This window comes from Nostoc sp. UIC 10890, from assembly GCF_054786515.1.
Genome location: NZ_JBSGKF010000001.1, coordinates 1,223,887 through 1,238,844, shown reverse-complemented (window position 1 = coordinate 1,238,844; position 14,958 = coordinate 1,223,887). Strand labels below are relative to the sequence as shown.

Here is a 14,958-nt window from a genome sequence, read left to right as displayed (position 1 = left end):
TTGCAGGTGACAAACGAAGAACTGTTGCAAATTATTGAACAAGCTGCCAAGGAAAAGGCAACGGTACTAGACCTTACTAACAATCAACTCAGTAGCCTGCCGCCAGAAATCTTTCAACTCTCCAGCCTGGTAAGGCTATCCCTCGATAACAACCAACTCAGCAGCCTACCGTCAGAAATCTGCCAACTCTCCAGTCTGGTAAGGCTATCCCTCGATAACAATCAACTCAGCAGCCTACCGTCAGAAATCTGCCAACTCTCCAGCTTGACAACGCTATACCTACATAAAAATCAACTGAGTAGTTTGCCATTAGAAATCTGCCAACTCTCCAATTTGATTAGGCTAGACGTCTCTAGCAATCAACTGAGTAGTTTGCCATTAGAAATCTGCCAACTCTCCAACTTGACAACACTATACCTACATAAAAATCAACTGAGCAGCCTGCCACCAGAAATCAGCCAACTCTCCAACTTGACAACGCTATACCTCTTTAACAATCAACTGAGCAGCCTGCCGCCAGAATTCAGCCAACTATCCAACTTGACAACGCTATCCCTCCATAACAATCCACAATTAAGCTCGCCGCCGCCTGAAATTGTCGAGCAGGGAACGCAGGCAATTTTGACTTATCTTCGAGAAAGGTTAGAGGATAGTCAACAGCAGTGGGTTTCTAAATTGCTAGTTGTCGGTGAAGGAGGTGTAGGCAAGACATCCTTATTAAGAGCATTGCGCCGTGAAGAGTTCGACACCCAGGAATCCACCACCCACGGTATTGAAATTAAATCCCTGGAATTAAGCCATCCCACGCAAGCCGATGTCACCATGCATCTGAACACCTGGGACTTTGGGGGACAGGAAATCTATCATGCTACCCATCAATTCTTTCTCACCAACCGTTCCCTATTCTTACTCGCCTGGAATGCTCGACTAGGATTTGAGCAGGGTAAACTCTACTACTGGCTGGATACTATCAAAGCCTTAGCCCCAGAATCTCCGATTTTACTCGTTGCCACCCACATCGATGAGCGAGATGCCGACCTTCCCCTAAAAGAGTTACGCGACAAATACCCGCAGATTATTGAAAACTGTAAAATTAGCTCTAAAATCAGCCTTGGTGTTGAAGAATTGCGTCAAGCGATCGCTGAAGCAGCCGCCAAATTACCCTTAATGGGTGAAATCTGGCCTACTACTTGGCTAAATGCTGCCAATGCCATCCGCACCCAGCCGAAAAAACAAATCACACCACAGCAATTGTGGGACATCATGGCTGAGTCCAAAGTTGCTGACATCAGCAAGGAAGTGCTAGCGCGATGGCTGCATGAATTAGGTGAAATTCTCTACTTCCAAGACAACGAAGAACTTAACGATACCGTTATTCTCAAGCCCCAGTGGGTAACTGAATATATCAGCAAAGTGCTGGAAAGCGAAGATGTAATCAACCGCAAGGGCATTTTCACCCGTCAGGAAATGAATCAACTTTGGCGCGACTTAGAGCCATCCATGCGTGAACACTTTTTGCACCTTATGGAGCATTTTGACCTTTCCTGCCGCACTCAAGAAAATCGGGATCTCAGTCTGGTTGTGGAACGTTTGCCCCTTGATGCACCTAATTATGAACACAAATGGCAGCAAATTAAACAAACAGGTGAGTGCAATGAAATTTCGATGAAATTTCAACTCAATACGATTCCTGCGGGAATTCCCACTTGGTTTATTGCGCGTCAACACCGCTTCACAACCGGCATTCATTGGCGTAACGGTGTCTTATTTGCTTATGAGCAGGAACATTTAGCATTAGTGGAAGCTGTTAAAAGCGATCGCTATATTAAATTAACAGTGCGAGGCCCTAACCCGCTAAATTTCTTTGTCCTGCTTCGAGATGGGATGGAACTCACTCTCGCCAGGTTTCCCGGATTAGACATTCAACGCACAATTCCATGTTTTGGTCATAATGGTCAACCATGTACCCACGAATTTGACTATAAACAACTATCGCAACGCTGGGAAAAAAAGAAAGGCACAATTGAATGTCCAGAAGCGATGGAAGATGTATCAGTGCCAGAACTCTTATATGGCTTAAACTGGAATACTCAAAATGCAGTGCTAGAACGCATTGACCAGTTAGAAAAAACAGTTGTTGACGGACAAGCAGTAATTCTCGATGAATTTAAAAATCTTCTAGAACTGACCCAACGGGGATTTACCAATGCATTCCGCCGCGAACAAGCAATCATAGATTCTCACTGTCCCAATATCTTTGTGCTGCGTCCCCGTGATGCTAAAGCTTGGCAAAAGAATCTAACTGGACAGAAATTAGATTTACAACTCTATTGCCAAGCTCCAGGCTGTTGGCATCCCACCCAAGAAGGCGGTTTATATGAAATAAATGAACCTGCCAAATGGCTGAGAGTAACAGCACCTTATATTGGTAACTTATTCAAAGTTTTGAAATATGGCGCACCGATAATTGGCCCTTGGCTGGGTGTGGTAAATCCCAAAGAATATGAAACGCTATTTAAAAATGACTTAGAACTATTTAAAGAACTAGCAGCAAAATTGCCTGAACTCAAAGAATCTGAAGATTTAGAATTAGCAGACAGAGTTGCCAGAGGTGAAGATTTAGATCCAGAACGCTCTGGTGGTGCAGCTTTGCGTGCCTTGCGTCAACTTTTAGAAGAAAAAGATCCCCAGCAGCACTGGGGTGGATTAAAGAAAGTCTTAACTCCAGAGGGACATTACCTGTGGCTATGCGAACACCACGCAGCCGAGTATAAACGCTAACTATTTTAGATTTTAAATTGCGATCTTGAATTGTGTCTCTACAATTCATCAACTATTCCCTGAACCAGTAGCGATGGTTTTGATAGCATTGAAATAGCTCCTAGACAAAGGAAGCATCTAAAACAATGACTTAAGATTACAACATATACTAGTAACGTATATTTAACTAGACTTAAGGTATTATAGCGATTCTCGTTTGGATACCATAAGCTATAGGGGTTTACAGAATTGCGCCTCTACAAAGGATATGCAAGTTTAGCTATAAATTAATATCTACTGTTTTACAGGTATCAGAAAAATGAGGTTTAAAGACTGGGCGACTAGGGTGCTACTAATCTCGCTGATGTTCATGGCTCTAATTATAGTGCTGCTAATTGGACGAGCGACAAAATTACAAAATAATCCGACAATATCTGATACATCCAATACATCCAATACATCCAATCCACAGGTTACAGCCTGGAGTCAGTATCCCCAGGCAGAATTCCAATCAGCGAAAGAGCCAGAAAATAAATCTCAAGATGTTGTCAAGTCCCCAGTCAAGACTAACAAGCCTGCAACAAGGTACGTAACCACTCAAGCTTTTGCACAATACAGACCTAATTATCAAGTTGTCGCAGTTAACCCAACTAACTATGGAGAACGGTACGCCCAAGATGTTAACGGCGTTCCTCTCACCAACCAACCGATTATCGTCCTCCATGAAACTGGTTATTCAGCTTCTAGCGCCATCAATTTCTTTCAAGTAGCCCATGATGATGAAAGTGTGCAAGCAAGTTACCACGCCTTAATCAAGTTAGATGGAACGGTGGTTTATCTAGTACCGCCAGACAAGCGGGCTTTTGGTGCAGCTAACTCAGTATTTGATAGTCCTGATGGCGTGGAAACTGTGAAGACTAATCCAAATTTGCCCCCGTCTGTGAATAATTTTGCCTATCACGTTTCTTTGGAAACACCGCCAGATGGTTATGACGCTAGCAGCCAACAAAGCCATAGCGGTTATACGGAAGCTCAATATAATTCTCTTGCTTGGTTAATTGCTCAAAGTCAAGTCCCAGACGATCGCATCACTACCCATAAACTAGTAGACCGTTCTAGTAAAAAAGTTGACCCGATAAATTTTGATGGTAATAAATTTCTAGACTTACTTAATACTTATCGTCAGGTTAGACCAATCTATCGAGTCAGTAAATAATTCAGAATTCAGGAGTCAGAATGGGCTAAACGCCCCGCTACCGCTAACAGGAGTCAGAAGTAAAACAGGCTTTATACCTAGCTTATAGATAGAATTTTGAATTGTTAACTTGCTCAAGGAGGCGCGATCGCGTCAAAATAAGAGTTAAGACGCTGTAACCTAACTTAACAATGACCATAACGCAGCTTGAGCAAACTCTTTCCCCTCAACCAACACCGCCAAATGAGCGGGGATATGAATATGATTTGGTAATTGTCGGCGGTGGGATTATTGGGTTAACTCTAGCCTCTGCTTTAAAAGATTCTGGTTTAAGTGTCTTGCTAATTGAGGCGAAAGTGGCATCAGCGGCGGTAGCCAAGGGACAAGCCTATGCAGTTCACAAGCTTTCGTCGCTAATTTATGAAGGAATTGGAGTTTGGGACAAAATGTTGCCTCAAATCGCCAAGTATTGCCGAGTTCGTCTTTCTGATGCCGATTATCCCAATGTGGTGGAATTTACCACAAATGATATCAATACAGCAGAGTTGGGTTATGTGGCGGAACACCAAGCCCTATTGCAGCCTTTGCAAGACTTTATCCAAGATTGCCCAAATGTGACTTATCTGTGTCCGGCGGAAGTGGTAAATACGCAGTACCAGCAGAATATAGTCGCCATAGATATAAAAGTTGCCGATCAGCTAAGAACAGTTCGCAGCAAATTAGTTGTAGCAGCAGATGGATCGCGATCGCCAATTCGGCAAGCTGCTGGAATCAAAACCTCTGGCTGGAAATATTGGCAATCTTGCATTGTGGCATTTGTCAAACCAGAAAAACCCCACAATAACACCGCTTACGAAAGATTTTGGTCTAGCGGGCCTTTTGCGATTTTACCTTTACCGGGGAACCGTTGCCGCATTGTCTGGACAGCCCCCCACGAAGAAGCAAAAGCTTTGTGTGCCTTAAATGATGAGCAATTTTTGGCAGAATTAACCCGCCGCTATGGCGATCAGATGGGAAAATTGGAATTACTAGGCGATCGCTTTGTTTTTCAAGTACAACTCATGCAAAGCGATCGCTACGTTCTCCCCCGACTAGCATTAATTGGTGATGCGGCGCACAATTGCCATCCCGTCGGCGGACAAGGTTTAAATCTGGGTATTCGGGATGCAGCAGCTTTGGCGCAAGTCATTCAAGCAGCGCACAAAGCGGGTAAAGATATTGGTGACATCCAGATTCTCAAAGGTTATGAACGCTGGCGTAAGTTAGAAAATCTGACAATTTTAGGGTTCACCGATTTGTTAGATCGGATGTTTTCTAATAATTTCTTCCCTATAGTGCTCGTTCGTCGCTTGGGTTTATGGCTTTTACAGCGAGTCCCTATGTTAAAGGTGTTTATGCTGAAATTGATGATTGGCTTGAAAGGGCGGACTCCAGAATTAGCAAAACGTTGAAGAAGAATTCAGGAGTCAGAATTTATACCCTCCCCACAATATGAGTGAGAAATTCGGGTTATTGCAACCTTCTGCCTCCAGCAATAACTGCCTTCTTCATGTCAGCAACTACCGATGAAACGATCGCGATCGCTGATATCTTGATTAAATATATATAGGGTGTATCAACAGTTTTACCAAACTGGAGGCAAGGATGGCTAAACATGAGTCCAAACACCACTCACCAAAACACGTCTCTAGCACAGGTACAAAACTTGCTGAAAACCCTTTCCAGACAAAACTGCAAGAATTGCTGAAGCAGAAAAAATATCGGCAGGCGTTAGAAGAAATTAAAAAAAATCAGCGATCGCACTGATTACCCAAGCCATTGAAGGTGGCTATCGCTATTCTACTTAAATTTGCAAAAGGTTAGCGATCGCTTGCGGTAATGGCAAAATAATTATAATCAACAAAGCCATTGCCAATAATCCCCAAACGTCACGTTTGTTATCCAATTCACTGACATCATTTAGTGCAGGTTCATCAATCAACGGCATAAATAATAAGATAATCGCCCACACCAAAAACTCTTCCCGAACTAAAGCCAGCAATAGCAACAATACGCGAGCAATTTGACCAATTACCATCGCAGTTCGTTGTCCAAACATCGCATGGACAATGTGACCTCCATCTAGTTGTCCCACAGGCATTAAATTTAACGCCGTCACAATTAATCCCAGAAAACCAGCTACTGCAACTGGATGTAAATCAAGGGCTGATTTTGCTGTTAACTCACTTCCCAAAGCTAACTTCGAGAGTAACGCCAGTAAAATTGAATATTTGGGATTAAGGGCATCAGGATTCAAAAGTCGGGTTTTTTCAGTGATGGCAACCACATCAGAATTAGCCAGGCCCCATATTAGTAGTGGCAAAGTAATAACAAAACCTGCAATTGGGCCAGCGATACTAATATCAAATAAAGCTTTGCGGTTGGGAATGGGACTACGCATCTGAATAAATGCCCCAAAAGTTCCCAAAAAGAAAGGCACGGGAATAAAGTAAGGCAACGTCGAGCGAATTTTGTAAAACTTAGCTGTCAAATAATGCCCAAGTTCATGAATGCCCAAAATAGTCATTAGTCCTAAAGCATAAGGCAATCCCTTGAACAGGATATCTGGGTTAGATAGAACTTTGAACAAAGAGCCAATTTCCCAAAGAGGCGGCAGAGAAACACCAGCAATTTCTACTCCCACCAAGGTAGTAGTTAGCAAAGTAGCTACTAGTAGTAGAAGTGCTAATCCTGGTTTAGTTAACCGTTCCTGGTCGCGTCGTGGTGTATTTCTCTCTTTAGCAGCTTGAATGTTGGGAACTAGCACAAAGAAAGGTTTGTCATTTAAACCTTCTTGAAAGATCAGCAAGAAGCGATCGCCAAATTGTGCTTCAATATTAGTCTTAATCTGCTGGTAGGCGTTGCTGGCTTTAGTTCGCAACTGACCACGGCAAATCACAGCTTGTGGTCGATACTCAATATTTTGAACGTAGTATACAGACCAAGGAAAACAATTTCGCAGTTGGGTTTCTTCCGTTGGCTCAATGGGACGCACTATTGGTTCTGGGGTAGGCTGGATATTCGGCTGTGATTCTGAAGCTGGGGCTTGGGATTCAGCTTCGGTCTGTGTATCTCTTGGCACTCGACGCCCCCAGTGAAACAATATCCAGTACAACAGTGTGCAGACAAATAACGACCAAATGATCAGTCCTGGTGGCGGAGGTGGTTTCGCCCCGTATATCAGCGTCCATCCACTCAACAGAAATGCTGGTGTCATTAAAACCAGCCACAACAACCATACTGGCGTCCGAGTGATGTGAGCGACGCTGTGCTGCACCATTAGATAAGTAGCTAGCCCCAGTAGGAGGATAAACAGAAACCAAAATGCCATGTTATCTTCAGTAATTTTGACAAAACACCCTACCAGTAGCTTCAGCACCATAGCATTAACTACAAGGCAGACCTCAAATCCCAATTGTTTTCACAAGGGTTAACAGGGGAATGGGTATTGGGTACTGGGGATTGGGTACTGGGTATTGGGTACTGGGTAATAAATTCTTTTAAGATTTGGTTGGCATACCAATCTCCATTCAAATCTTCCCCAGTCCCTAGTCCCCAGTCCCCAATCCCCAGTTCAATTCTTGAGAATTTCCACACTACCACCAGATTGTCCACAACTCCTCAGTTTCGGTTCTTTGATCATGTGCCCTTTACCTCAACAACCAAGTCATACAAATAAGTCACCACGGGCTGTCTTCCCTGACGAAGTTCCTAGCGGAAGTTCTCTGCAATCGGACTTCGCACAAGAGAGTATTTATGCCTTTCCACCCAATCGGGACACATTAGGGGGAACCTCTTATTTTATTGTAAGAAATGAAGGGAATATCCTCATAGATTGCCCTGCTTTAGACCAAACAAATCAAGATTTTTTGCGATCGCATGGAGGCGTGCGTTGGTTATTCATCACTCATCGCGGCGCTATTGGCAAGACTGCTGAATTTCAGCAAACCTTTGGCTGCGAGGTGCTGATTCAAGAGCAAGAAGCTTATTTATTACCAGGCTTAACCGTAACTACATTTAGGCAGGAATTTACCCTTGATGCAGCAACACAAGTGATTTGGACACCAGGTCATTCTCCTGGCTCATCTTGCCTCTACTACAGTGAACTTGGAGGTATATTGTTTTCTGGTCGCCATTTACTCCCAAATCAGCATGGCAAGGCAGTATTATTACGGTCAGCTAAAACCTTTCACTGGCCAAGGCAAATTCAGAGTCTTCGATTATTGTTAGAACGTTTTACACCAGAAACTCTCCAGTATATTTGTCCTGGAGCTAATACAGGCTTTCTTAGAGGCAAGCGATTCATAGATCAAGCTTATCAACACCTCGCCTCTCTAGATTTACCAGCTTTGCTGCGGATAGAGCCTCTACTTTAAAAGCAAGCAGGATTGCTGAGTGGGGAGGCAATCTCACTTCTTTACTTAGCACTGCTCAATACCCCGCTAGCACTAACGGAAAAGAGGAACTGTTTTGCCCAATACCAGTTTTCTAACCTTTGTTAACCAAGATATTGTCCTGGGAATTATAACGCTAGTATACAGATATTCTCGTAAAAACTTATGAGCGCCAAAGTTGATGGAACTTTAACGATCGCTGGCTACCAAACTATAGAACAACTATATTTAGGTTCTCGCACCCAAGTGTATCGGGCAGTTCGAGAATGTGATCGCCTGCCAGTTGTCATCAAGCTCTTAAAACGAGAATACCCGACTTTTAGCGAATTAGTACAGTTTCGCAACCAATATGCGATCGCTAAAAACATAGATATTCCCGGCATTATCAAACCCTATAGTCTGGAAGCCTATCATAATGGCTATGTTCTAGTCATGGAAGACTTTGGTGGTGTTTCCTTGCGGCAATTTACTCAAGGAAAAATACTCACATTAGAGCAATTCCTACCCATTGCTTTGCAATTATTAGACACCTTACATCAGTTGCATCAACAGAGTGTCATTCACAAAGACATTAAACCAGCCAACATCCTGATTCACCCTCAGACCAAACAAATCAAGCTGATTGACTTCAGTATTGCCTCGCTTTTACCACGAGAAACCCAGGAGATCCAAAGTCCCAACGGACTAGAGGGAACGCTAGCGTATCTGTCACCAGAGCAAACCGGACGGATGAACAGGGGTATTGACTACCGCAGTGACTTTTATTCATTAGGCGTAACTTTCTTTGAACTGTTGAGTGGACAATTACCCTTTGAGTCCAATGAGCCGATGGAATTGCTGCATTGTCACATTGCCAAACAACCACCCTTTCTCTGCGATTTCAACCCCGATTTGCCCCTGATGCTGGGGGAAATTGTCCGCAAACTGATGGCGAAGAACGCCGAAGACCGCTATCAGAGTGCGCTAGGAATCAAACATGACCTAGTGACTTGCTTAGAGCAGTGGCGAGAAACAGGTAAGCACACCTGGTTTGATTTGGGACAGCGAGATATCAGCGATCGCTTTCTCATACCCGAAAAACTCTACGGGCGAGAATCGGAAGTGCAAACGTTACTGGATACCTTTGGTTATGTTGCTAATGGTGGTTCCCAACTGATGCTAGTAGCAGGTTTCTCTGGTATTGGTAAAACCGCAGTTGTCAATGAAGTACATAAGCCAATTGTCCGGTGGAACGGCTATTTCATCAAGGGCAAATACGACCAGTTCAACCGCAACATTCCTCTATCTGCTTTTGTGCAAGCTTTTCGTGACCTGATGGGACAGTTGCTCAGTGAAAGTGATAGCCAACTGAAGCAATGGCAGAGCAAGATTTTAGCGGCAGTTGGAGACAACGGGCAACTCCTAATCGAGGTAATTCCTGAATTGGAGCAGCTGATCGGCAAACAGCCTGCGATCGCACAATTATCGGGTAGTGCGGCACAGAACCGTTTTAATCTGCTGTTCCAAAAGTTCATTCAAGTCTTCACCACAAGAGAGCATCCTTTGGTGATGTTTCTTGATGACTTGCAGTGGGCAGATTCGGCATCGCTCAATTTGCTGAAGCTGTTGATGGCCCAGAGTGATTGGGGTTATCTATTCATTATTGGCGCCTACCGCGATAACGAGGTGTTTGCAGCTCATCCACTGATGTTGACGTTAGATGAAATTGAAAAGGCATCTTCCTGCGTCAAGACTTTAACTCTAGATCCCTTGAGTCAAGCAGATGTTAACCATTTAATTGCCGACTCCCTCAGTTGTGCAACAGTCCAAGCATTGCCATTGACAGAGTTGGTTTATCAAAAAGCCCAAGGTAATCCCTTTTTCACGACTCAGTTTTTGAAAGCGCTGCATGAGGATGGGCTGATTACCTTTGATTGGGAGATAGGTTTCTGGCAATGTGATGTAGCACAAGTGCGATCGCTCGCTCTCACTGATGACGTGGTGGAATTTGTGGCACAACAACTTCAGAAATTGCCACCCAACACTCAAGATATCTTGAAACTGGCAGCCTGTATTGGTAATCAATTTGATTTGAAGACATTGGCGATCGTTTCTGAAAAATCGCAAATTGAAGCGGCTACAAGTTTATGGAAAGCTTTACAAGAAGGCTTGATTATACCCCAAAATGAAGTTTATAAGTTTTATCAACAGGAGTCATTTGTCAATAGTCATAAACAAATGACCAATGACCAAGGACAAATGACAGTTACTTATAAATTTTTACATGACCGGGTGCAACAAGCAGCATACTCACTAATTCCCGCCGATGAAAAACAACCCGTTCACCTGAAGATTGGACAGTTACTCTTAAGTAATACTCCCGAAAGCAACCGAGAAGAACGGATTTTTGAAATAGTCAGTCAACTCAATATTGCAACTGAATTGATCGCCCAATCCGCAGAACGTCAAACATTAGCCGAATTTAACCTGATGGCAAGTCGCAAGGCAAAGGCGGCCACAGCCTACACTGCTGCCTGTAAATATGCTCAGGTGGGCATTGGGTTACTTGCCCAAAACAATTGGCAGCATCAGTATGAGTTGACCTTAGCACTCCATCAAGTCGCCACAGAAGCCGCCTATCTGAGTGGTGATTTAGAGCAAATGTCAGCCAATGCCAGCCTTGTCTTGAATCACGCCAAAACTCCGTTAGCTCAAATTAGCGTCTATGAAGTGAAGATTGAAGCATTCACAGCCCAGGGTCAATTTGCTCAAGCGATCGCAGCGGCACTTGCCATTTTAAAGCAATTGGGAGTAGAACTGCCCGCAGCTCCTACCCAGGACGATGTGGCAGCTGCCTTTAGTACCGTTTCCGATGCGATTGGAGAGCGTCTACCTGGTGAGTTACTCAACCTCAGCGAAGCAAATAATGCAAATATCCTGGCAGCGGCTCGAATTTTGACATCGGTAGCACCCTGCGCCTATCTGTATCAGCCACGACTGTATTTATTGGTGATTTTAAAAAAGGTTTATTTGTCTGTTGTGTATGGCAATGAGTCAACCTCGACATTTAGCTATGTCTCTTATGGAATATTGATGTGTGGTGTGTTCGGAAAGGTTGAATTAGGTTATGAATTCGGTCAGTTAGCCCTCGACCTGCTATCACGTCAGCAAAATTCCGAATTGAAGGGGAAAACTTTATTACTAGTCTATGTGTACACAAGGCATTGGAAAATGCACCTGCGTGAGACATTAAACCCCTTGCAGATAGCTTATTGTAATTGTTTAGATGTAGGCGATTTGGCTTTTGCGGGTTACTCTGCGTATAACTACGGTTTTTACTCCTATTTTGCCGGAAAGAATTTAACGCAACTGGAGCCAGAAGTTGCCCGATATTGTGAAGCCCTCAAGCACCTCAAGCAAAATCTCAATCTCACCTATTCCCAGTTGATTCGGCAAATTTTGCTGAATTTAATGGGGAATGGGGATGAAGTAGTGGTGTTGAGCGGTGCAGCCTACAATGAACAGCATCAACTTCCATTACATGAAACAGCGGGCGATCGCACCGGATTAGCATTGCTGTGGATTAACAAACTAGTTGTGTCCTATCTGTTTTCAGAGTTTGAACAAGCCGTAGAACAGGCTGGACAAGCAAGACAGTATTTAGATGCTGTCCTGGCTTTTTTATATGTACCCATCTTTCATTTCTATGAATCTTTAGCTCAAATATCATATTTGGGAGAACTTTCAACCCCAGAACAGCAGCCAATAAAGGAATGCATCGCTGCCAATCAAGAAAAACTCAAAGACTGGGCAACTCATGCGCCAATGAATTTCTTGCACAAGTTTCATCTAGTCGAGGCGGAACGAGAACGAGTCCAAGGCAACAAAGCTGAGGCAATAGATTTGTACGATCGCGCCATCAAAGGAGCCAAAGAAAACGATTACATCCAAGAAGAAGCACTTGCCAATGAACTAGCTGCCAAATTTTACCTCGACTGGGGCAAAGAGCGGATTGCTCAAGAATACATGACCCAAGCCTACTACGGCTATGCTCGTTGGGAAGCTAAAGCCAAAGTCGCCGATTTGGAACGACGCTATCCCCAACTCCTCGCTCCCATTCTCCAGCCAACTCGTTCTCCCCTCTCAACTAACGAAACTATCTTCACATTAGAAAGTATCACCTCCACCAGTTCCGCCACTTCCAGTAGTAGCAACGTCTCTGTTGCTTTAGATTTAGCTACCATTCTCAAAGCTTCCCAAACCCTTTCTAGCGAAATCGAACTCGAAAAACTGCTCTCGGCGTTGCTGCATATCGTCATTGAAAATGCGGGAGCTGATAAGTGTGTGTTCATGCTTTTGGAGTCAGGTGGTTTACTAATTCAGGCGTTAGCACAGCTTTCCTTTGGTGGCACATCTCTACAGAACAAAGGAACTGCTGAAGTCGATTTTTACCCAATGTTGTCGAACCCACAGCCTGTTGAAGACTCCCCTGATCTACCAGTTAGCTTAATTAATACCGTCAAACGCAACTTACAACCAGTAGTGATTATTGATGCCACGGTGCATCCGCAATTAATTAATGACCCGTATATTCAGCAACAGCAGCCCAAAAGTATCTTGTGCATCCCGATTTTGCATCAGGGTAAGTTGCTGGGCATTTTGTATTTGGAAAACAATTTGGCAACTGGAGCATTTACAAGCGATCGCGTCAAGCTACTCAACTTACTTTGCGCTCAAGCTGCCATTTCTGTGGAAAATGCCCGCCTTTATCGCAATTCCCAGAACTATGCTCAACAGTTGGAACAATCTCTAGCAAAATTGCAAGCTAGTGAAATCCGCTTCCAAAATTTGACGAATAATATTCCTGGTATGGTGTACCAATTCCGGTTAGCGGCCGACGGTTCAACTTCAACGCCATACGTTAGTTCTGGCTGTTTGGACTTGTATGGCTTAGAGCCAGAATCAGTGATGACAGGGATATGTAGCCTTTACGCCATGAATCATCCTGACGATCAGCCAGCTATTGCCCAAGCGCTCGCCTACTCTGCCCAAAATATGACACCCTTTGAGGAAGAATGGCGCATTATCACGCCTTCAGGAATTGTTAAATGGATTCAATCGGCGGCTCGGCCAGAGCGACAAGCCGATGGTGCAATCATCTGGGATGGGGTGGTAATTGATATTAGCGATGTCTACAACGAGCTGCGCTTACGCAAACAGGCCGAAGCATCTCTAGCCAAAGAACGAGAGTTTTTGAATGCCATCATTCACAATATTACAGATGGGATTGTTGTTTGTGATGCTAATGGTAAATTGACTCTATTTAACAAAGCAACTCGTGAATTTCATGGCTTACCACTAGAATCATTACCAGCAGAAGAATGGGCAGAATACTTCGATCTTTATCAACCTGATGGTCAAACACCTCTATTAAAAACCGAAATTCCTTTGTTTCGCGCCTTGCAAGGGGAAATAGTCGAAAATGCCGAAATGGTAATTGCGCCAAAGCATGGTTCTACGAGAATTTTGTTAGCTAGCGGACAAGCGATCTTCGATCCTGCGGGTAACAAAGCCGGTGCAGTGGTTGTAATGCGAGATATTAGCGATCGCAAACAAGCTGAACTTGCCTTGCAGCAAAAATCACAAGATTTGCAACAAGCATTGAACGATTTACAAAACGCCCAATTACAAATTGTCCAAAGTGAAAAAATGTCAGCACTGGGGAATCTAGTTGCTGGTGTGGCTCACGAAATGAATAATCCCCTTGGTTTTATAGCTGCTAGTCTCAAGCAAGCTAAACCCACTGTTGCTGATATTTTTGAACACTTAAAGCTTTATCAAAAAAGTTTACCCAACAAAAATGATCAAATTCTTCACCACGCCGAAGAAATCGACTTAGATTATAGCTTAGAAGACTTACCCAAGATCATTGATTCTATGACTATGGCGTGCGATCGCCTAAAAAATATCAGCACCAGTTTACGAACTTTCTCCCGTGCCGACAAAGATTATAAAGTGCCGTTTAATATTCATCAAGGCATCGACAGCACGATTTTAATTTTGAAACATCGTCTCAAGGCTAACGAGCAACGTCCAGCAATTGAAGTGATAACTGAGTACAGCACTTTACCTCAAGTTGAGTGTTTTCCTGGGCAATTAAATCAAGTATTTATGAATATCTTAGCAAATGCAATTGATGCATTGGATGAATCAAATACAAATCGGAGTTTTGAGGAAATTAAAATTAATCCTAACCGCATCACAATTAAAACATCACTAGAAATTAAAGGTGTAAAAATTACAATTGCTGACAATGGAAAGGGAATGGCTCAAGAGGTAAAACAAAAGATATTTGACCATTTATTTACGACGAAAGCTGTTGGCAAAGGAACAGGATTAGGACTTGCGATCGCCCGTCAAATTATTGTGGAAAAACATGGCGGAGCGATCGAAGTTAATTCTCAACTTGGCGAAGGAACTGAATTTGTGATTCAGCTACCATTGTCGGTATAAAAGAGAAAATCGCAGTTATTCTAGGATAAAAATAACTTGTCCCTGCCCTAACTATGCCTTTGTGAATGCTGAGTAATA

General features: G+C 43.5%; 8 protein-coding genes. 6 read left to right on the top strand and 2 right to left on the bottom strand.

Translation table 11 applies throughout. The features are described 5' to 3' along the window. Window positions 1–6 precede the first annotated feature (6 nt). The 3 genes from ACWATR_RS04855 (at window position 7) to ACWATR_RS04845 (ending at window position 5,406) form a co-directional block, all read left to right on the top strand. Window positions 7–2,781 carry a COR domain-containing protein gene (locus tag ACWATR_RS04855; RefSeq protein ID WP_460329998.1) on the top strand — a complete coding sequence of 925 codons (2,775 nt, stop codon included), beginning with the start codon at window positions 7–9 and terminating at the stop codon, window positions 2,779–2,781. A gap of 298 nt (window positions 2,782–3,079) precedes the next feature. Then, window positions 3,080–3,976 carry an N-acetylmuramoyl-L-alanine amidase gene (locus ACWATR_RS04850; RefSeq protein WP_460329996.1) on the top strand — a complete coding sequence of 299 codons (897 nt, stop codon included), beginning with the start codon at window positions 3,080–3,082 and terminating at the stop codon, window positions 3,974–3,976. A gap of 170 nt (window positions 3,977–4,146) precedes the next feature. Then, the gene (locus ACWATR_RS04845) at window positions 4,147–5,406 is read left to right on the top strand and encodes an FAD-dependent hydroxylase (RefSeq protein ID WP_460329994.1); all 1,260 of its coding nucleotides are present in this window, start codon (window positions 4,147–4,149) and stop codon (window positions 5,404–5,406) included. Between the two features lie 58 nt (window positions 5,407–5,464). On the opposite strand, the gene ACWATR_RS04840 is transcribed toward ACWATR_RS04845, so the two are convergent. Further along, window positions 5,465–5,611, bottom strand: a complete 147-nt coding sequence (locus tag ACWATR_RS04840) for a hypothetical protein (RefSeq protein WP_460329992.1) — start codon at window positions 5,609–5,611, stop codon at window positions 5,465–5,467. Here ACWATR_RS04840 and ACWATR_RS04835 point away from each other — a divergent pair. Continuing rightward, on the top strand, window positions 5,600–5,761 hold the full coding sequence (locus ACWATR_RS04835) for a hypothetical protein (protein ID WP_460329990.1): 162 nt from the start codon (window positions 5,600–5,602) through the stop codon (window positions 5,759–5,761). The two genes, ACWATR_RS04840 and ACWATR_RS04835, sit on opposite strands and share 12 nt — an antisense overlap. 37 nt (window positions 5,762–5,798) lie before the next feature. Here the strand turns inward: ACWATR_RS04835 and ACWATR_RS04830 are convergent, their stop codons facing one another. Next, window positions 5,799–7,325 carry a site-2 protease family protein gene (locus ACWATR_RS04830; protein WP_460340197.1) on the bottom strand — a complete coding sequence of 509 codons (1,527 nt, stop codon included), beginning with the start codon at window positions 7,323–7,325 and terminating at the stop codon, window positions 5,799–5,801. Window positions 7,326–7,635: 310 nt separating this feature from the next. Between ACWATR_RS04830 and ACWATR_RS04825 the strand changes: the two genes are divergently transcribed. After that, window positions 7,636–8,370, top strand: a complete 735-nt coding sequence (locus ACWATR_RS04825) for an MBL fold metallo-hydrolase (protein WP_460340194.1) — start codon at window positions 7,636–7,638, stop codon at window positions 8,368–8,370. A 183-nt stretch (window positions 8,371–8,553) separates the two neighbouring features. Then, entirely contained in the window at window positions 8,554–14,880 is a 6,327-nt protein-coding gene (locus ACWATR_RS04820) for an ATP-binding sensor histidine kinase (protein WP_460329988.1), read from the top strand. The last annotated feature ends 78 nt before the right edge of the window (window positions 14,881–14,958 follow it).